This window comes from Rhizobium sp. CCGE531, from assembly GCF_003627795.1.
Taxonomy (GTDB): Bacteria; Pseudomonadota; Alphaproteobacteria; order Rhizobiales; family Rhizobiaceae; genus Rhizobium.
In genome coordinates, this window is record NZ_CP032684.1 from 831,150 (window position 1) to 848,835 (window position 17,686).

Genomic DNA, 17,686 nt, shown 5'->3' on the forward strand with positions numbered 1-17,686 from the left:
TTGTGCGTCGCACAAATATGTTGCACCGCACAATTTTTTATATTATATAGACCTCACACAGTTCACGGCGGGCGCCTCAGAGAGGCCCCTTTTAGGAGCGTAATCATGGCTACTGTAAAGAAAGACGACGTTTTTTCAACGGCTGCATTCGATCCGTCCAAGTTCTCCGAAACCTTCCGCGACTTCGCTGAAAAGGGCGCTGCCCAGTCCAAGGACGCCTTCGCAAAGCTGAAGGCTGCGACCGAGGAAGCTGGCAAGACGGTTGAGGCAACCGTGCAGACCGCACAGTCCGGTTCCGTGGAAATCGGCCTCAAGGCGATCGACGTTCTGCGCACCAATGCCGAAAGCTCGCTCGCCCACATGGAAGCCCTGCTTCGCGTCAAGTCGGTTGCCGAACTCTTCGAACTTCAGACCGCCTTCATCCGCAAGCAGGCCGAAGTCACCGTCGAGCAGGCCAAGTCCATCCAGGACACCACCAAGAAGGTTGCCGAAAAGCTGGCAAAGCCTGCCAAGGACGCCGCTGAAAAGGCAATGGCCTCCTTCAAGGCCTAATCATTTCCAATAAGCCTCCCAAGGCACGAACGTCCCGTTCCCAGGTGAAAACCTGGGGCGGGACTTTTCATTTCGGACGCGGCCCGCCTGGGCCAGCATCTGGCGGCGGATCTTCGTTGGATATCTGCAAGCTTTTTTATGTTGCGGGGAGATAGGACTTGAAATAATTTCAAAGTCCTCGTATGTGACCCCCGATGACGCGGCGACGCGATCATGTGCGGTTGTAGCTCAGTTGGTTAGAGCGCAGGTTTGTGGCACCTGAGGTCGGAGGTTCGAGACCCCCCAACCGTACCATTTTCTCCACAATTCATCTTATGCATGGCTGACCCATCAGCTAGCTAAGCCTATTTCTTGTCTTCAGGCTTCTTCGACACGTGGCCCGGCGATATCGGATCGCTGGCGGGAAAAGTCTCTTCCAGCGCTTCCTCCAGGTAATCGTCCTGTTCCTTGCGCTCTTTCTCGCTCAGTTTCTGCTGCTTCTTGTCGTTCATCGTCCTGGCTCCTCGACCTCTCCCCGAAATACTAGGCTTCGCCCCGTCTTTGTCCAGCATCAAGGGGGTGAGCAACCGGGAACCCAAGCGGCGAATGCCACAGTGTTTCGGCCGCATGCCGAAATTATCTTGGAACCGTCCGCATCGCTCGTCGTTGTGTCCGTATCGGCAACGAGACGAAAGGAGCGGGCATGTCTGTACCGAACGAGCCGATCCCCGAGTCGCCTCCGATACCGGAGCCGGGCTGGATGCCGAAGCCGCCGGTCGAAGAGCCGGAGCCCGACAGGCTGCCGGATGAGATTCCTGTTCCCAACCCGGATGAGAACGAGGAGCCGCCCAAGCATTCCGCTGTTCAGGCACTGCCACACGCGCCGTCATGGTGGACCAGTTTGGTGCCGTGAGGTTGCCGAGGCACGGCGCTGCGAGCCGTGGGCGCGATTCCGCTGGCCCGTATTACAAGAACATCCGCCGCTCTTCGCTCACCAGCTCCTGGAGGAAATCCGCAACCGTGCGCACGCGCACGAGGTCGCGAGCGCTTTCATGATAGGTCGTCCAGTAGGCCCGCTTGATGGAGACATCTGGCACGATGCGGTTGAGTTCCGGAAATTGCCTGGCGATGTAATCGTGCAGGATGCCGATGCCGGCGCCGGAGCGGACCGCTTCCGTCTGGCCGATGGCCGTGGAGATTTCGAAGGAGGCGTCCCAGCTGCGCATGATTTCGCCGGAGAAATTCAGCGACGCCGTGAAGATCAGGTCTTCGACATAGCCGATGCGAGGATGCAGCTTCAGCGCCTCGACGCTGTCGGGCAATCCGGCCTGCTCCAGATAGGCTTTCGAGGCGTAGAGACCGAGCGAGTAGTCCGTCAGCTTGGATGAGACCAGCCGACCCTGCTCGGGGCGCTCCAGCGTGATCGCGATATCGGCCTCGCGCTGGGACAGTGAAAAGGAGCGGGGAACGGGCACGAGCTGGATGCGCAGCTCGGGATAGCGGGCGATCAGCCGCCCGAGCCGCGGCGCGAGAAAGGAAACCCCGAAGCCATCGGGCGCCCCGATCCGCACCGTGCCTGTTATGGCGCTGTCGAGATGGCCGACGCTCGCCTGCGCGCGCAGCATCTCGGTTTCCATGCGTTCCGCCGCGTGCAGAAAAATCTCGCCTTCCGCCGTCAGGTCGCAGCCATTGGTGCGGCGCACCAGCAACCGCGTCTTCAGCCGTTCCTCCAGCGTCGTCACACGCCGGGAAAGGGTCGCATGGTTGACACCCAGCCGCTTCGAGGCCGCCAGGATCTGCCCGGTCCGTGCGACGGCGAGAAACATGCGGACATCATCCCAATCCATTCACACATCCAATTTGCACATCTAGGACTTTAGTTTTTGCACAACGGTTGCTTATAACAGCTCATTGATTTGTGCAAATTGAAGTGCGATCCTGTCACCATTGCAGAAAACGAGGAGGCACATCCATGCGTGAGATCGGTCATTTCATCGGCGGCAAGCACGTCGCCGGCACCAGCGGGCGCATCAGCAAGGTCTACAACCCGGCAACCGGCGAAATGCAGGCGACCGTCGCGCTCGCCAGCGTCGAGGAACTCCGCGCCGCGGTTGAAAATGCCAAGGCCGCGCAGCCGAAATGGGCGGCCACCAATCCGCAGCGCCGCGCCCGCGTCTTCTTCAAGTTCGTCGAGCTTCTGAACAAGAACATGGATGAGCTTGCCACCCTGCTCTCCAAGGAGCACGGCAAGACGGTCGAAGATTCCAAGGGCGACGTCATTCGCGGCCTGGAAGTCTGCGAATTCGTCTGCGGCATCCCGCACCTGCAGAAGGGCGAGTTCACCGAAGGCGCAGGCCCGGCGATCGACATGTACTCCATCCGCCAGCCGGTCGGCGTCGGCGCGGGCATCACGCCGTTCAACTTCCCGGCCATGATCCCGATGTGGATGTTCGCCCCGGCGATCGCCTGCGGCAACGCCTTCATCCTGAAGCCGTCCGAGCGTGATCCGTCCGTGCCGCTCCGCCTCGCCGAATTGATGATCGAAGCCGGTCTGCCGGCAGGCATCCTCAACGTCGTCAATGGCGACAAGGCCGCTGTCGACGCCATCCTGGCCGATCCGGATATCGCTGCCGTTTCCTTTGTCGGCTCCACGCCGATCGCCCGCTACGTCTATGGCACGGCTGCCATGAGCGGCAAGCGCGCCCAGTGCTTCGGCGGCGCCAAGAACCACATGATCATCATGCCCGACGCCGACATGGACCAGGCCGTCAACGCGCTGATGGGCGCCGGCTACGGTTCGGCCGGCGAGCGCTGCATGGCGGTATCGGTCGCGGTGCCTGTCGGCGACGACACGGCCAACCGCCTCGTCGAGAAGCTGGTGCCGAAGATCGAATCCCTGCGCATCGGCCCCTACACCGACGACAAGGCCGATCTCGGCCCGCTCGTCACCAAGGATGCCTATAATCGCGTCAACGGCCTGATCAATCGCGGCGTCGAGGAAGGCGCAAAGCTCGTCGTCGACGGCCGCGGCTTCAAGCTGCAGGGCTATGAAGACGGCTACTTCGTCGGCGGCACGCTGTTCGACCACGTCAAGCCTGATATGGACATCTACAAGACCGAGATCTTCGGGCCGGTTCTCTCGGTCGTTCGCGCCAAGAACTACGAGGAAGCGCTCGAGCTGCCGATGAAGCACGAATACGGCAACGGCGTCGCCATCTACACCCGTGACGGCGATGCGGCCCGCGATTTCGCCTCGCGCATCAACATCGGCATGATCGGCGTCAACGTTCCGATCCCGGTTCCGCTTGCCTATCACTCCTTCGGCGGCTGGAAGGCTTCGAGCTTCGGCGATCTCAACCAGCACGGCACGGACTCCATCAAGTTCTGGACGCGCACGAAGACGATCACCGCCCGCTGGCCCTCCGGCATCAAGGACGGTGCCGAATTCGTCATGCCGACGATGAAATAAGTGCTGCAATTTTGAGCTGATATCGACCGCCGCCCGGCACGCTCCGGGCGGCGGTTTTTTATTGCGCTTGTTTTCGCTAAACTGATCTTGTCTGCGCTTTTGTTTTGCTTTAGAACAAAACAAGAACAATGGGAGGACTGCTTGATGTCCGCGACCTATCAGATCGATTATCTTGAATTTCCGTCGAAAGATGGCTTGAAGACCCGCCGCTTCTTCGAGGAGGCCTTCGAGTGGAGCTTTGTCAGCTACGGGCCGACCTACCACGTGATCGAAGCGGCCGGGATCGATGCCGGCATAGACGGTGATGCGGGGGAGGCAGCCGGCGCGCCGTTACCCGTGGTGCGCACGACCGATCTGGAAGCGGCTCAGCGAGCGGTCGAATTCGCTGGCGGCGTCATAACCCGTTCAGCCTTCGATTTTCCGGGTGGCCGCCGGTTCCATTTTTGCGAGCCGGGCGGCTGCGAAATGGCCGTCTGGGTTTCCGCGCCCTGAATATCCAAGCCGGAATGTCATTAGGGTTGCATCTCCCTGGACTATTTGCTCCGTGGCAAGGTCAAATGCCACCGAGGGATATTTTTCCGTTGATCGGCGCTCGATTTCCTGCTTTCAAATGCAACGGTAAGGCGAGTGATGTGTCGCGCAACACATCTCCGGGCGGCTCGTGTTCATATGGCATGCTTCTGGGAAAAGCTCGTCCTCTCGTGGGGTAGGGGATTACTACATGGCAGTTGTTGAGCAAAACTATCCGTTGGGCGGAAGGCCCTCTTTCCAGAGGGCTTCCTTCACGGGCAACGCCTCGGAATATTTCGGCATCTGGATCGTCAATATTCTGCTGACGATCGTCACCCTGGGCATCTATTCCGCCTGGGCAAAGGTGCGACGCAACCGGTACTTCTACGGCAATACGGTCATTCTGGGCCATAGCTTTGAGTATCATGCCAGAGGCAAGCAGATACTGATTGGACGGTTGATCGTTTTCGGCTTTCTGATCGCGGTGAATATTCTTTCTCATCTGGCGCCGCTGGCGCTGCTGGCGCTTTGGCCTGTCATGCTGGTCGTGTTTCCGTGGTTCCTCATGCGTGGACTGAGGTTCAATGCGCGCGTGACGAGCTACCGCAATGTGCGCTTCGATTTCGTCGGCACCTATGGCGGCGCGTTCAAGGCGATCTTTTTTGGTGCCATCATAACGGTGATATCTGTCGGGCTGCTGTCTCCAATCGCGAGCCGCTGGTTCTACAAATATATCTTCGACAATCTGCGCTATGGCGATCGACCGTTCTCCACCGAGCCGCGATTGGGCGCGCTCTACGAGGCGTTCGTTACCGTAATCGCGATCATGATCGCGGGCATCGTGATTTTGGTGCTTTTCGGTGGTGTCGTGACCGGTTTCGGCGGTATTTCGATGGGCCGGGGAATGGGTAGCATCAGCCTGTGGCATTGGATGATTGTGCTTATTTTCCCGATTTACATAGTCGCTGGCCTCTACTATCGCGCGGCGGTGCGCAACATCATCTGGTCGGCTGCAATGGTAGATCGTCGCCATCAGCTGAGAAGCGATCTCGGTCGCCGGCGCTATGCGTGGATCGCGATTTCCAATGTCGTGGTCACCCTGGTCACTTTCGGATTGATGCGCCCTTGGGCGGCGGTGCGCCTGCATCGGTTTCTTGCCGAACATACCGTTGTCCATGTCGACGGCGAGATCGGCGTCGTCTTCGACCAGATCCGCTCGACCGGCAGTGCGGTCAGCGCGGAATATCTCGATGTCGACGGATTCGACTTTGGCTTCTGATCCGGAAGCGATAGTGGCTGGCATCTGGCATCCGCCGCATTCCAGCCGGGAGGTTCCTGCCCGGCTGCTGGATGTCGGCGGCTCGCTCATCGTGCTGTCGGACGAGGAGGGGGATGAGGGCAGGCGGCTCGCCTGGGGTATCCTCTCCGACATCGAGGTCAGCCAGCGCGTCGGTTCCATTCCACGTCGTATCGTGTTCGGCAACCAATCGGTTTTCGAAACCCGTGATAATGAGGCCGTCGATACCTATCTGCGAAGTCGTGGCGAAGGGCGCAGTAGCTCCATTCATGGGCTGGAGATCGTTCGTCCCCGGCTGATCGCCTTTGCCTTGGCGACGATTGTCCTCGCCTCGATCATCTATCGTTATGCCCTGCCGATTCTGGTGGAACTTGCTGTCGTGGTGACGCCGCCCGTGGTGCCGGAAATGATGTCGGCGGGAACGTTAAAGACACTGGATAAAGTGACTTTCGGCCCGAGCAAGCTGCCGGAGGCCCAGCAGGCGGGAATCCGGGAGGATTTCGCCAGGGTGGCTGCGCATGCGGAAGGCGGCGCTGACCACTACCACTTGAATTTCCGCGATGGCGGCCTCATTGGCCCCAACGCGTTTGCGCTGCCGGACGACAATCTGGTTCTCACCGATCAGCTTGTTGGGCTCGCCGGCGGCGACAAGGAAGTGATCACCGCCGTCCTTGGCCATGAGATCGGTCATGTCGAATACAAGCACAGCCTGCGCCAACTCTACCGCGCCGCAGGCGTCGCTGGCCTTGCGCTGCTGATTGCCGGTGACGTCGGTTCCGGCGTTCAGGACGTCTTGACGCAGGGCGGCGGCCTCCTTGCGCTTTCCTACTCCCGCGAGGCCGAGGCGCAGGCAGATCGCCGCTCCGTGGAGCTGATGCAGGCGGCTGGCATGGACCCGACGGCGCTATCGCGTTTCTTCGATACCCTCGAAACGAAACTCGACGATCATGGCAGCACGAGCATGTTGTCGACCCATCCGGGCACGCCGGAGCGCAAGCAGGCAATCCTTGATTATGCCAGGGAGTTGCAGGAAAAAAGGGCGAAGCCGAACGGTTGAGGAACTGAGGCTCTCGAAATAACGTGAATATGAATTTCATATTTTGGAATTGTTCAAAACTAAGAAAGCCACTATATACGGGGCCAGCCCCCTAAGCAGCCTTGATTCCAGGAGATCGGCATGCGTTTGACGAAACAGACCAATTACGCGGTGCGCATGCTGATGTATTGCGCCGCCAATGATGGCCATCTGAGCCGCATCCCGGAGATCGCCAGGGCATACAGCGTTTCCGAGCTGTTCCTCTTCAAGATCCTGCAGCCGCTGACGAAGGCAGGTCTGGTCGAAACCGTGCGTGGCCGCAATGGCGGCGTGCGTCTTGGCAAGCCGGCAACCGATATCAGCCTTTTCGACGTCGTTCGCGTCACCGAAGACAGTTTCGCCATGGCGGAATGCTTCGAGGATGGCGTGGTGGAATGTCCGCTGGTCGATAGCTGCGGCCTCAATTCCGCACTGCGCAAGGCCCTGAACGCCTTCTTCGATGTTTTGGCCGAATATTCCATCGACGACCTGGTCAAGGCACGGCCGCAGATCAATTTCCTGCTCGGCCTGACCGACGCGGACCATAAGGCGATCACAAGGAAGCCTGCGATCGCCGCGCCGGCCGCCTGATCATTCGTCCCGACTTCGATCATCTTTGTCCGCAGCTGCCGCCGGTAGCTGCGGATTTTCGTTTATATTGCCTCCTATACGGGCAATAAACGGTTAGCGGATTGCGAGAAGAAAATATCAAATCGTTCTGAATATGCTAAAACCGTGCAAAACTTTGCCAGAATATTACCAATTCAAAGGTCTTTTCGTCCAAAAATTTCCAAACTCTACAAATTGGAAAAATTTTAGGCGGCGCTTGTTGCTTTCAAACTTAAAATAAAGTTCCATCGGCCCGATCCGGATGGGAACCTCTGGTGGTGTCCACGGCTTCAGAAGAATAACAAACCTGGGAAACGATATCATGAAAAAGATTTCTGTCCTGCTGGCAGTGACAGCCTTGACTTCTGTCATGGCGACGTCCGCCTGGTCGAAAACGCTTGTCTATTGCTCGGAAGGTTCGCCGGAAGGTTTCGATCCCGGCATCTATACCGCCGGCACCACATTTGATGCTTCCTCGCGTACGGTTTATAGCCGTCTTGTCGAGTTCAAGCACGGCAGCACCGAGGTCGAGCCCGGCGTTGCCGAGAGCTGGACCGTTTCCCCCGACGGCAAGGAATACACCTTCAAGCTCCGCAAGGGCGTGAAGTTCCAGACGACCGATTTCTTCACCCCGACGCGTGATCTCAATGCCGATGACGTCATCTTCTCGATCGGCCGTCAGCTCGGTACGGACAGTCCGTGGGCCAAGTATGTTGCCGGCGGTTCCTATGAATATGCCGACGGCATGGGCTTCCCGAAGCTCATCAAGTCGATCGACAAGGTTGATGACCTCACCGTCAAGTTCGTCCTGAACCGTCCGGAAGCTCCCTTCCTCGCCGACCTGGCCATGGACTTCGCCTCGATCCTGTCGAAGGAATATGCAGACAAGCTGCAGGCCGACAAGAAGATGGAGCAGATGAACCAGCAGCCGCTCGGCACCGGCGCGTTCACCTTCGTCGCCTACCAGCCGGATGCCGTCATCCGCTACAAGGCGAACGAAGCCTACTTCAAGGGCAAGGAAAAGATCGACGATCTTGTCTTCGCGATCACGCCGGATGCATCCGTCCGCGCGCAGAAGCTGAAGTCCGGCGAATGCAACCTCATGCCCTACCCGAACGCAGCCGACATCAAGGATCTGAAGGCTGACAAGAACCTCAAGGTTCTCGAACAGGCCGGCCTGAACGTTTCCTACCTCGCCTACAACACGCTGGTTGCGCCGTTCGACAAGGTCGAAGTACGCAAGGCAATCAACATGGCCGTCAACAAGCAGGCCATCGTTGACGCCGTCTTCCAGGGTTCGGCTAAGGTTGCGACCAACCCGATCCCGCCGACCATGTGGTCCTACAAAAAGGACATGAAGGACGACGCCTACAATCCGGACGAAGCCAAGAAGCTGCTTGAAAAGGCTGGCGTCAAGGATCTCAGCATGAAGATCTGGGCAATGCCGGTTTCGCGTCCGTACATGCTGAACGCGCGTCGTGCCGCCGAGCTGATGCAGGCAGACCTCGCCAAGATCGGCGTCAAGGTCGAAATCGTCACCTATGACTGGGCCCAGTACCTGAAGCTCTCCTCCGCCAAGGACCGCGACGGTGCGGCTATCCTCGGCTGGACCGGCGACAACGGCGATCCGGACAACTTCCTTGACACGCTGCTCGGCTGCGATGCCGTCGGCGGCAACAACCGCGCGCAGTGGTGCAACAAGGAATTCGACACTCTCGTGAAGAAGGCCAAGCAGACCGCCGACGTCAAGGAGCGCAGCAAGCTCTACGAAGAGGCTCAGGTCGTCTTCAAGCGCGAAGCTCCCTGGATGACCATCGACCATTCGGAAGAGTTCATCCCGATGACGAAGAATGTCTCCGGCTACTTCCAGGATCCGGTCGGCGTTCATCGCTTCGACGGCGTCGACATCGCCGAATAACCAAAAATCTGTGAGAATGTCCGGCGACGGCCGGGCGACCCGGCGGTCAGGCACTCTGTCTGACCGCCGGAAAAATTTGGACAACTGTCATGTTGCGATTTCTTTTCAGCCGCCTTGCGGTGCTGATTCCGACATTCCTCGGCGTATCGATCGTCGCCTTTTCTTTCATCCGCCTGCTTCCTGGCGATCCTGTCATGCTGCTGTCGGGCGAACGCGTCATGTCGCCGGAACGCCATGCGCAGATCTCGCACGATCTCGGCTACGACCAGCCGATGGTCGTGCAGTATGGCCGATATATCTGGAACGCCCTGCACGGCGACCTCGGCACCTCGATCACCACCAAGCGTGACGTGCTGACCGACTTCCTGACCTTCTTCCCGGCAACGCTAGAACTGTCGATCTGCGCCATGATCCTCGCGATCTGTCTTGGCATCCCGGCCGGGGTTTTCGCCGCCGTCAAGCGCGGCACATGGTTCGATCAGAGCGTCATGGGCGTGGCCCTCATCGGCTATTCCATGCCGATCTTCTGGTGGGGCTTGCTGCTCATCATCGTCTTCAACGGCTATCTGCATTGGACGCCGGTCTCGGGCCGCATCGGCCTCATCTATTTCTTCAAGCCGATCACCGGCTTCATGCTGATCGACAGCCTTCTGTCCGGCCAGAAGGGCGCCTTCTGGTCCGCTTTGAATTCGCTGATCCTGCCGACCATCGTGCTCGGCACCATCCCGCTTGCCGTCATCGCGCGTCAGACGCGCTCCGCCATGCTGGAAGTGCTCGGCGAGGATTACGTGCGCACGGCCCGCTCCAAGGGCCTGTCGCCGCTTCGTGTCGTTTCCGTGCATGCGCTGCGCAATGCGATGATCCCCGTCGTCACCACGATCGGCCTGCAGGTCGGCGTGCTGCTCGGCGGCGCCATCCTGACGGAAAGCATCTTTTCCTGGCCGGGCATCGGCAAGTGGATGATCGACGCCGTCTTCAAGCGTGATTATCCCGTGGTGCAGGGCGGTCTGTTGCTGATCGCCGGCATCGTCATGCTCGTCAATCTTGCTGTCGACCTGCTCTACGGCTTCGTCAATCCACGCATTCGTCACTAGGAACGGCCCATGAGCACGGTTAGCGTCAAAACGGTTAGCGTCAAATCCGACCGCCCCTCCGCTCTTGCGGAGTTCTGGTACTATTTCTCTCGCAACAAGGGCGCCGTCATCGGCCTTGCGATCTTCCTCTTCGTTCTGTTTCTGGCGATCTTTGCCGGCGTCGTGGCGCCTCACAATCCCGATGCCGCTTACGGCAGCGACATGCAGCGCCTGCCGCCAGCCTGGGCGGAGGGCAGCAACAGCAGCTTCCTGCTCGGCACCGATGCCAATGGTCGCGATCTCCTGTCGCGCCTCATCTACGGCACGCGGTTCTCGCTGTTCATCGGCTTGGTGGTTGCCTCGCTTTCGGCGGCCGCCGGCATCCTGATCGGCCTCGTTGCCGGCTATGTTCGCGGCCGCACCGATACGATCATCATGCGCGTCATGGACATCATCCTTGCCATCCCGTCATTGCTACTTGCCCTGGTGCTGGTGGCAATCCTCGGGCCTGGCCTGACCAATGCGATGATCGCGATCTCCATCGTCAACCAGCCGCATTTCGTTCGTCTCACGCGTGCATCCGTCATGACCGAGCGCGACAAGGAATATGTCATCGCCTCGCGCGTTGCCGGCGCCGGCGCGCTGCGGCTGATGTTCAAGACGATCCTGCCGAATTGTCTCGGTCCGCTGATCGTCCAGGGCACGCTTGCCTTCTCGGCCGCCATTCTCGATGCCGCCGCCCTCGGCTTCCTCGGCCAGGGCGCCCAGCCGCCGACGCCGGAATGGGGCACGATGCTCGCGGATTCGCGTGAATTCTTCCAGAGCAACCCTTGGCTCGTCACGTTCCCCGGTCTCTGCATCCTGATCACGGTGCTCGCCATCAATCTGATGGGCGACGGCCTGCGCGATGCCTTCGACCCGAAGCTGAAGAGGTCGTAATGGCACTCCTCGATATCTCTAATCTCACCGTTGAATTCCAGACCTCGTCCGGCCTGTTCCGGGCGGTCGACGGCGTCTCGCTCACCTGCGACAAGGGTGAAATCCTGTCGATCGTCGGTGAATCCGGATCCGGCAAGTCGGTCTCCATGCTCGCCATGATGGGGCTTCTGCCCTGGACGGCAAAGATATCAGCCGACCGCATGATGTTCGACGGCAAGGACCTGCGCAACATCTCCTCGCGACAGCGCCGCAAGATCATCGGCAAGGACATGGCGATGATCTTCCAGGAGCCGATGTCGAGCCTCAATCCGTGCTTCACGGTCGGCTTCCAGCTTGGCGAGACCCTGCGCATCCATATGGGCCTCGACCGCAAGGCGCGTCGCGAGCGCTCGATCGAGCTTTTGAATCTGGTCGGTATTCCCGCACCTGAGGATCGTCTGTCGAACTTCCCGCATCAGATGTCTGGCGGCATGAGCCAGCGCGTCATGATCGCCATGGCGCTCGCCTGCAATCCGAAGCTCCTGATCGCCGACGAGCCGACCACCGCGCTCGACGTGACGATCCAGGCGCAGATCCTCGATCTGCTCGTGCGCCTGCAGCGGGAGCAGGGCATGGCGCTCGTGCTCATCACCCACGACATGGGCGTCGTTGCCGAAACCGCCGAGCGCGTGCAGGTGCAATATGCCGGCCAGAAGGTCGAGGAACAGCCGGTCAGGGAGCTGTTCCGCGATCCGCATCACCCCTATACGGCAGCGCTTCTATCGGCTCTGCCGGAGCGTGCCGAAGTCGGCGAGCGCCTGCCGTCGATTGCCGGCGTCGTTCCCGGTCAGCACGATCGGCCAACGGGCTGTCTCTTTGCGCCCCGTTGTTCCTTCGCCACGCCGGAATGCGACAAGGGCGTCAAGCGCCAGGGCGCCGCACTCGGTCTGACCCTTTGCAACTATCCGCTGGAACATGGCAAGCCGCTCGGCCACCCCGGTATTGCCGCCACGCAAAAAGCAGGAGGTGCCGCATGACCGGCGCTGTTCTCGAAGGGCGCGATCTTGCCCGCTTCTACACTATCAAGCGCGGCAGCTTCAAACCGGAAGCGACCGTCAAGGCATTGAACGGCGTCAGCTTCAGCCTGCAGTCGGGCCGCACGCTTGCAGTCGTCGGCGAATCCGGCTGCGGCAAGTCGACGCTCGCCCGCCTGGTGACGATGATCGAAAACCCGACGGCTGGCGAACTGCTGATCGACGGCAAGCCCGCCAAGCTCGGCGACCGCAGCCTGCGCAGCGCCGTGCAGATCGTGTTCCAGAACCCCTACGGCTCGCTCAACCCGCGCCAGAAGGTCGGCTCCATCCTGGAAGAGCCGCTGAAGATCAATACCGATGACGATGCCGCCACCCGCCGCCGCAAGGCTGAGGAGATGATGGCGCGTGTCGGCCTGCGCCCCGAGCATTACGATCGCTACCCGCACATGTTCTCCGGCGGCCAGCGCCAGCGTATCGCCATTGCGCGTGCCCTGATGCTGCGGCCGAAGGTGCTGGTGCTCGACGAGCCCGTCTCCGCGCTCGACCTGTCGATCCAGGCACAGGTGCTGAACCTGCTTATGGACCTGCAGAAAGAGATGGGCCTTGCCTATCTCTTCATCTCGCACGGCCTTTCCGTCGTCCGCCATATCGCCGATGATGTGATGGTGATGTATCTCGGACGCCCGGTCGAAACCGGTACCGCGGAAGAGGTCTTCACGCGTCCGCGCCATCCCTATACGGCGGCCCTTCTGTCGGCGACGCCGATCGCCGATCCCGAGCGCGAGAAGAACCGCATCCGCCTGCAGGGCGAGCTGCCGTCGCCGCTCAATCCGCCGAAGGGATGCCACTTCAATCCGCGCTGCTGGCGCGCCCAGGACAAGTGCAGGCAGGTCGAACCGGAACTGGCGGGCGAGGGAACGCATAAATTTTCCTGTTTCTTTCCGCTGGATTGATCCAAGTTGCGAATCGGGTGTGGCTGGCAAGAGCGGCCATGCTCGGTTCAATTCAATTATTCCGGACGGACCCGATGCGCGATAATCAAGACATTCCCCTTGCCATCATCGTCATGGGTGTGAGCGGCAGCGGCAAATCCTCGATCGGCGAGGGGGTCGCGGCCAAGCTCGGCATCCATTTCATCGAAGGCGATGCGCTGCATCCCGCCGCCAATGTCGAGAAGATGAGCAAGGGCATTCCGCTGACGGACGAGGATCGTTGGCCGTGGCTCGAAAAGATCGGCCAGGAAATCACGGCAAGCCTTGCCAAGGGCGAAGGGGTCGCCGTTACCTGCTCGGCGCTGAAGCGCGTCTATCGCGAGCGTCTGCGGGCCGCTGCCGGCGGCCATCTCTATTTTATCTATCTCGACGGCTCGAAAGAACTGCTGACGAAGCGCATGGGTGAACGCAAGGGGCACTTCATGCCGGCCTCATTGCTCGAAAGCCAGTTGCAGACGCTGGAAATGCCAACCGGCGAGCCCGGCGTCGTGACCGTCGATATCGACGATACGATCGACGCGATCGTCGATGCTTCCGTCAAGAGCCTCAAAGCAATCCTCTAAAACAATAGCTCAGGGCGCAAATCGGTCCGGTGCATAGGCTGAGATATCGATGAAGGGCTTCTCGCCGGTGATAAGCTCGGCAAGCACGCGCCCCGTCACCGGCCCGAGCGTCAGGCCATGATGGGCATGCCCGAAGGCGAACCATAGACCCTTATGGCGCGGGGCCTTGCCGATGATCGGCATCATGTCGGGCGTGCAGGGGCGCGCGCCCATCCAGGGCTCCGGGTCGAGCCGTTCACCAAGTGGGAAGGTGGCGCGGGCGACGGCCTCGGCACGATCCAGCTGCACCGGCGTCTTCGGCGCGTCGCGCAGGGCGAATTCGGCGCCGGTCGTGAGCCGGATGCCGCGGCTCATCGGTGCCAGCAGGTAGCCGCGCTCGGCATCCAGCGTCCAGTTGTTGAGGATAGCGTTGCCTTCCGCCGCATAATGCATGTGATAGCCGCGCTTGACGCCGAGGGGAAAGGCATAGCCGAAGCGCTTCGTCACGATGTCGGCCCATGGGCCGAGCGCGACGACGACATCCTCCGCCTCGATCGACCCTTCCGCCGTCACCATTCTCCAGGCCGAGCCGGCCATGCCGAGCGAGGCGGCATCTCCCGTCGTCACGCGGCCGCCGATGCTCTCGAAGTAGCGGCGATAGGCAGATGTCAATCCGTGCGGGTCCAGCACCGACCAGGGATCGCGCCAGCGCAGGGCACCGGAAAAATTGCCCGTGAGATGCGGCTCCGCGGCTGCGATCTCCGCACTGCTCAAGGCGTCAGAACCGATCCCGAATTCGCGGTTGAGGCGCTCAGCCTCGGCAAATTCCGCATCGCGCTTCTCGTCCGAACGGAACAGCTCCATCCAGCCATTCTTGCGAATGAGTTCCTCGGCATGCGCGGCTTCGATGAGGTCGTTATGTTCGCTGACGGAATGCTCGATCAGCGGCGCGTAGGCGCGTGAAATCATCTCGTGGCGCTTCGTATTGGAGTTCCACCAATAGCGGGCGAGGAAAGCGATCTGCGCGGGAAGGGCGCGCAGATGATAATGCGCGTCGATGCGATTGTTGAAGGCATAGCGCAGCAGCAGGCCGAATTGTTGCGGAAAGCCGTAGGGCACGACTCCCTCGCGCTGGATGAGGCCGGCATTGCCGAAGGACGTTTCCCGGCCGGGTTCCTTCCTGTCGACGAGGACGACCTGTCGCCCCCGCCGCTGCAGATGGATTGCCGTCGAAACACCGACGATGCCCGCGCCGAGAACGATTGCGTCCTTTGTCATCTTATCCTGCTATCCGCATGCTCATTGCATTGTCGCGCGGCCCTTCTTCATTGCCTGGGCAACGCTGTAAGCATCGAAAATGCCTGCCAAATTTCAGCGGCGCAATTGAAAAATGCGGTTAGGCCGCACTCTGTTTCAGGCAGGCGTTTTCGGCACGGATGCGGATTGTAAGAATGATGCCGTTCAGTAGGGAAAAGATCGCGGCATAGAGCGGTAAGCCGAAGGCGAGCGGCAATACGGCGATCTCGCCGATAACGATCGCATAGTTCGGATGGCTGAGGAAGCGATAGGGTCCCCTGGTCACGAGAGCCGCATCCGGCAATATGATGATGCGTGTCGTCCATCGTTCCCTCAGCGTCGCCAGCACCCAGAGGCGCAATGCCTGCAACAGCATGAAGAGCAGGAACCAGCCGGGATCGACCGGCCGGCCGATGGCGAGCAGCCATAGTCCGATCAGCCAGGCCGCATGCAGCGCCACCATGAAGGGATAGTGCTCCGAGGCATATTCCCGGGCGCCGCGGGCAAGCAGGGCGGCGGTGTTGTGCCTGGAATAGATGAGCTCCGCCAGCCGCTGCAGCGTCACGAAGGCTAGAAGCGCGATCGATGGCCACGGCATCACGCGACCCTCCTCAAAGTGATGCAGCTTGCCGAGAAGCCCGGACCCATGGCGAGCAATGCCGAGCGAGAGGGAAGTCCGGCCGCAATTGCGCGCTCCAGCACGAAGAGCACGGTGGGAGAGGACATATTGCCGTAGTCGCCGATCACCTCGCGCTCGATATCGAGCGATCCCTCTTGCAGACCAAGCGCCGTTTCAAGTGCTGTCAGCACCTTGGCTCCGCCGGGGTGGCAGATGAAGCGGTCGACATCCGAGATCAAAAGCCTGGATCGCTCCAGAATGCCGGCAACCGCGCTCCTCAGATGGGTCTCGGCAAAGTCCGGCAGCGATTGCTGCAGCACGATGCCGAAGCCCGTATCGTCGATCCTCCAGCCCATGATGCCAAGGCTGTCGGGAAAGAGATGTTCGCCTGTTGATTCGATCTCCGCGATGCCGCTCTCGCCTGCCCGCAGCACGCAGGCAGCCGCGCCATCGCCGAACAGCGCCGTGGCAATGATGTTGGGTCGTGTCAGTTCGTCCAGACGGAAGGCGAGGGAGCAGAGTTCGATCGCAACGAAGAGCACTACGGCGCCCGGCCGGCTTCTGGCCATCTTGGTCGCAATGGCGAGACCGGATACGCCGGCCGCGCAGCCGAGCCCGAAGATCGGCACGCGTTCGATATCGCCGCGGAAGCCCATCTCGCCGGCGAGCCGCGCCTCGAGGCTCGGCGTCGCGAGCCCGGTGGATGATGCCGTGACGATGCAGTCCACCTGGCCGGCCTCAAGGCCGGCGCGTTGCAGCGCTGCGGTCGCTGTCCGGCCGAAAAGCTCGGACGCCACCTCCGCATAGGCGGCCATGCGGTCCTGCCAGCCATGCGGCTCTTCGAACCAGGTAAGCGGCCGCGCCAAGTGGCGTTTGCGAATGCCGGTGCTCTCAAACACGCGGGCGAGATATTTGAAGTCCTGAAAGCGATCCGAGAACAGGCGGCTCGCCGTCTCGGCGGCGTCCGTCTGGAGGATGATGTTGTCGGGTGTTGCAACGGCGAGGCTTAGAAGTTTGATGCTGTCGGTCACGGGTTCCTCCTGCGCCCTTGAGGGGCATGTGGTGGAAACACGCAATGACGGTGGTCTATTCGATGCCGGAACGGTCACGAAAGAGTGACGGGGTCCGGGCTAGGGATGTTCAGAAAAAAATTCTCAGGCCCTCCGAATAAAACGCCCGGACGGTGTGTTCTCTCCTCGCAACGTTCATTTTGCCAAGGAGACAATCCATGACGACCAAAGCATTTCGCCTGGCTTCCATCGCCCTCGGTGCAGGCCTGACCCTCGGCGCTTTCGCCGTTCCCGTCTTTGCAGCCGGCAACGATTCGAGCACGACGCCGACCTGCAAGAAGGGTGAGATCTACGATCAGAAGGCGAAGAAATGCGTCAAGCAGCAAAGCGCCAACGTCACCGATGAAAATCGCGCCGACTACGCCTATTCGCTGGCCAAGAAGGATCATCGCTACCAGGAAGCTCTGGCGGTTCTCGACACGATGAAGAACCCGAATACGGCCGAGGCGCTGAACTACCGCGGCTATGCCACCCGCAAGCTCGGCCGCACGGACGAAGGCATTTCCTACTACCAGAAGTCCGTCGCCATGGACCCCAAATATACACTGGTCCGTGAATATCTCGGTGAAGCCTACGTCATCAAGGGCCAGGTGGATCTCGCCAAGGACCAGCTGAGCACGATCAAGACGCTTTGCGGCAATACGAGCTGCGAGGAATATCGCGATCTTCACGCCGCGATCCTGAATCCATCCAGCCTGTAACGGCGGGTCCAGGTCAACGATGAGGGCTGCAA

General features: G+C 60.5%; 19 protein-coding genes and 1 tRNA gene. 15 read left to right on the plus strand and 5 right to left on the minus strand.

Annotation, left to right across the window (positions count from 1 at the left end):
- The first annotated feature begins 105 nt into the window (after positions 1 to 105).
- Entirely contained in the window at positions 106 to 552 is a 447-nt protein-coding gene (locus CCGE531_RS04085) for a phasin (RefSeq protein ID WP_120663036.1), read from the plus strand.
- A gap of 217 nt (positions 553 to 769) precedes the next feature.
- Positions 770 to 846 (plus strand) — tRNA-His (locus CCGE531_RS04090).
- 50 nt (positions 847 to 896) lie between these two features.
- Here CCGE531_RS04090 and CCGE531_RS34125 read toward each other — a convergent pair.
- Positions 897 to 1,043, minus strand: a complete 147-nt coding sequence (locus CCGE531_RS34125; protein WP_162943845.1) for a hypothetical protein — start codon at positions 1,041 to 1,043, stop codon at positions 897 to 899.
- A gap of 191 nt (positions 1,044 to 1,234) precedes the next feature.
- Here CCGE531_RS34125 and CCGE531_RS04095 point away from each other — a divergent pair, with 191 nt between their 5' ends.
- Positions 1,235 to 1,444 (plus strand): hypothetical protein, encoded by a 210-nt coding sequence (locus CCGE531_RS04095; protein WP_120663037.1) that lies wholly within the window; start codon positions 1,235 to 1,237, stop codon positions 1,442 to 1,444.
- Positions 1,445 to 1,496: 52 nt separating this feature from the next.
- On the opposite strand, the gene CCGE531_RS04100 is transcribed toward CCGE531_RS04095, so the two are convergent.
- Positions 1,497 to 2,378, minus strand: coding sequence for a LysR family transcriptional regulator (locus CCGE531_RS04100; RefSeq protein ID WP_120663038.1), 882 nt, complete (start codon positions 2,376 to 2,378; stop codon positions 1,497 to 1,499).
- 125 nt (positions 2,379 to 2,503) lie between these two features.
- Between CCGE531_RS04100 and CCGE531_RS04105 the strand changes: the two genes are divergently transcribed.
- From CCGE531_RS04105 to CCGE531_RS04155, 11 genes are all read left to right on the plus strand, one after another.
- Positions 2,504 to 4,000 (plus strand): CoA-acylating methylmalonate-semialdehyde dehydrogenase, encoded by a 1,497-nt coding sequence (locus CCGE531_RS04105; protein WP_120663039.1) that lies wholly within the window; start codon positions 2,504 to 2,506, stop codon positions 3,998 to 4,000.
- Positions 4,001 to 4,144: 144 nt separating this feature from the next.
- Positions 4,145 to 4,492, plus strand: a complete 348-nt coding sequence (locus CCGE531_RS04110; protein WP_120663040.1) for a VOC family protein — start codon at positions 4,145 to 4,147, stop codon at positions 4,490 to 4,492.
- Positions 4,493 to 4,721: 229 nt separating this feature from the next.
- On the plus strand, positions 4,722 to 5,789 hold the full coding sequence (locus tag CCGE531_RS04115) for a DUF898 family protein (protein ID WP_120663041.1): 1,068 nt from the start codon (positions 4,722 to 4,724) through the stop codon (positions 5,787 to 5,789).
- Positions 5,761 to 6,864 (plus strand): M48 family metallopeptidase, encoded by a 1,104-nt coding sequence (locus CCGE531_RS04120; RefSeq protein ID WP_120663042.1) that lies wholly within the window; start codon positions 5,761 to 5,763, stop codon positions 6,862 to 6,864. The genes CCGE531_RS04115 and CCGE531_RS04120 overlap by 29 nt, the downstream gene beginning before the upstream one ends.
- 120 nt (positions 6,865 to 6,984) lie before the next feature.
- Positions 6,985 to 7,473, plus strand: a complete 489-nt coding sequence (gene rirA / locus CCGE531_RS04125; protein ID WP_120663043.1) for an iron-responsive transcriptional regulator RirA — start codon at positions 6,985 to 6,987, stop codon at positions 7,471 to 7,473.
- A 340-nt stretch (positions 7,474 to 7,813) separates the two neighbouring features.
- A complete protein-coding gene (locus tag CCGE531_RS04130; protein ID WP_120663044.1) occupies positions 7,814 to 9,409 on the plus strand; it encodes an ABC transporter substrate-binding protein in 1,596 nt (531 codons plus the stop codon).
- An 89-nt stretch (positions 9,410 to 9,498) separates the two neighbouring features.
- A complete protein-coding gene (locus CCGE531_RS04135; RefSeq protein ID WP_120663045.1) occupies positions 9,499 to 10,503 on the plus strand; it encodes an ABC transporter permease subunit in 1,005 nt (334 codons plus the stop codon).
- A 9-nt stretch (positions 10,504 to 10,512) separates the two neighbouring features.
- On the plus strand, positions 10,513 to 11,421 hold the full coding sequence (locus tag CCGE531_RS04140) for an ABC transporter permease subunit (protein WP_120663046.1): 909 nt from the start codon (positions 10,513 to 10,515) through the stop codon (positions 11,419 to 11,421).
- The gene (locus tag CCGE531_RS04145) at positions 11,421 to 12,437 is read left to right on the plus strand and encodes an ABC transporter ATP-binding protein (RefSeq protein WP_120663047.1); all 1,017 of its coding nucleotides are present in this window, start codon (positions 11,421 to 11,423) and stop codon (positions 12,435 to 12,437) included. Before CCGE531_RS04140 ends, CCGE531_RS04145 begins: the two co-directional genes overlap by 1 nt.
- A complete protein-coding gene (locus CCGE531_RS04150) occupies positions 12,434 to 13,387 on the plus strand; it encodes a peptide ABC transporter ATP-binding protein (RefSeq protein ID WP_120663048.1) in 954 nt (317 codons plus the stop codon). Before CCGE531_RS04145 ends, CCGE531_RS04150 begins: the two co-directional genes overlap by 4 nt.
- A 74-nt stretch (positions 13,388 to 13,461) precedes the next feature.
- Complete coding sequence (locus tag CCGE531_RS04155) at positions 13,462 to 13,989, plus strand: gluconokinase (RefSeq protein WP_120666471.1); 528 nt, start codon at positions 13,462 to 13,464, stop codon at positions 13,987 to 13,989.
- A 9-nt stretch (positions 13,990 to 13,998) separates the two neighbouring features.
- Here CCGE531_RS04155 and CCGE531_RS04160 read toward each other — a convergent pair whose 3' ends face one another.
- The 3 genes from CCGE531_RS04160 to CCGE531_RS04170 form a co-directional block, all read right to left on the minus strand.
- Positions 13,999 to 15,246, minus strand: a complete 1,248-nt coding sequence (locus CCGE531_RS04160) for an FAD-binding oxidoreductase (RefSeq protein WP_120663049.1) — start codon at positions 15,244 to 15,246, stop codon at positions 13,999 to 14,001.
- Positions 15,247 to 15,364: 118 nt separating this feature from the next.
- Positions 15,365 to 15,862, minus strand: coding sequence for an isoprenylcysteine carboxylmethyltransferase family protein (locus tag CCGE531_RS04165; RefSeq protein WP_120663050.1), 498 nt, complete (start codon positions 15,860 to 15,862; stop codon positions 15,365 to 15,367).
- A complete protein-coding gene (locus CCGE531_RS04170; RefSeq protein ID WP_120663051.1) occupies positions 15,862 to 16,914 on the minus strand; it encodes a type III polyketide synthase in 1,053 nt (350 codons plus the stop codon). The genes CCGE531_RS04165 and CCGE531_RS04170 overlap by 1 nt, the downstream gene beginning before the upstream one ends.
- 197 nt (positions 16,915 to 17,111) lie before the next feature.
- Here CCGE531_RS04170 and CCGE531_RS04175 point away from each other — a divergent pair, with 197 nt between their 5' ends.
- Positions 17,112 to 17,654 (plus strand): tetratricopeptide repeat protein, encoded by a 543-nt coding sequence (locus tag CCGE531_RS04175; RefSeq protein ID WP_120663052.1) that lies wholly within the window; start codon positions 17,112 to 17,114, stop codon positions 17,652 to 17,654.
- The last annotated feature ends 32 nt before the right edge of the window (positions 17,655 to 17,686 follow it).

What these genes read in the sequence shown, in the direction of transcription:
- CCGE531_RS04085 (WP_120663036.1), top strand. Translation starts at nt 106, where the DNA reads ATGGCTACTGTAAAGAAAGACGACGTTTTTTCAACGGCTGCATTCGAT.
- CCGE531_RS04145 (WP_120663047.1), top strand. Translation starts at nt 11,421, where the DNA reads ATGGCACTCCTCGATATCTCTAATCTCACCGTTGAATTCCAGACCTCG.
- CCGE531_RS04100 (WP_120663038.1), bottom strand. Translation starts at nt 2,378, where the DNA reads ATGGATTGGGATGATGTCCGCATGTTTCTCGCCGTCGCACGGACCGGG.
- CCGE531_RS04150 (WP_120663048.1), top strand. Translation starts at nt 12,434, where the DNA reads ATGACCGGCGCTGTTCTCGAAGGGCGCGATCTTGCCCGCTTCTACACT.
- CCGE531_RS04135 (WP_120663045.1), top strand. Translation starts at nt 9,499, where the DNA reads ATGTTGCGATTTCTTTTCAGCCGCCTTGCGGTGCTGATTCCGACATTC.
- CCGE531_RS04115 (WP_120663041.1), top strand. Translation starts at nt 4,722, where the DNA reads ATGGCAGTTGTTGAGCAAAACTATCCGTTGGGCGGAAGGCCCTCTTTC.
- CCGE531_RS04095 (WP_120663037.1), top strand. Translation starts at nt 1,235, where the DNA reads ATGTCTGTACCGAACGAGCCGATCCCCGAGTCGCCTCCGATACCGGAG.
- CCGE531_RS04105 (WP_120663039.1), top strand. Translation starts at nt 2,504, where the DNA reads ATGCGTGAGATCGGTCATTTCATCGGCGGCAAGCACGTCGCCGGCACC.
- CCGE531_RS04130 (WP_120663044.1), top strand. Translation starts at nt 7,814, where the DNA reads ATGAAAAAGATTTCTGTCCTGCTGGCAGTGACAGCCTTGACTTCTGTC.
- CCGE531_RS04165 (WP_120663050.1), bottom strand. Translation starts at nt 15,862, where the DNA reads ATGCCGTGGCCATCGATCGCGCTTCTAGCCTTCGTGACGCTGCAGCGG.
- CCGE531_RS34125 (WP_162943845.1), bottom strand. Translation starts at nt 1,043, where the DNA reads ATGAACGACAAGAAGCAGCAGAAACTGAGCGAGAAAGAGCGCAAGGAA.
- CCGE531_RS04155 (WP_120666471.1), top strand. Translation starts at nt 13,462, where the DNA reads ATGCGCGATAATCAAGACATTCCCCTTGCCATCATCGTCATGGGTGTG.
- CCGE531_RS04160 (WP_120663049.1), bottom strand. Translation starts at nt 15,246, where the DNA reads ATGACAAAGGACGCAATCGTTCTCGGCGCGGGCATCGTCGGTGTTTCG.
- CCGE531_RS04140 (WP_120663046.1), top strand. Translation starts at nt 10,513, where the DNA reads ATGAGCACGGTTAGCGTCAAAACGGTTAGCGTCAAATCCGACCGCCCC.
- rirA (WP_120663043.1), top strand. Translation starts at nt 6,985, where the DNA reads ATGCGTTTGACGAAACAGACCAATTACGCGGTGCGCATGCTGATGTAT.
- CCGE531_RS04120 (WP_120663042.1), top strand. Translation starts at nt 5,761, where the DNA reads ATGTCGACGGATTCGACTTTGGCTTCTGATCCGGAAGCGATAGTGGCT.
- CCGE531_RS04175 (WP_120663052.1), top strand. Translation starts at nt 17,112, where the DNA reads ATGACGACCAAAGCATTTCGCCTGGCTTCCATCGCCCTCGGTGCAGGC.
- CCGE531_RS04110 (WP_120663040.1), top strand. Translation starts at nt 4,145, where the DNA reads ATGTCCGCGACCTATCAGATCGATTATCTTGAATTTCCGTCGAAAGAT.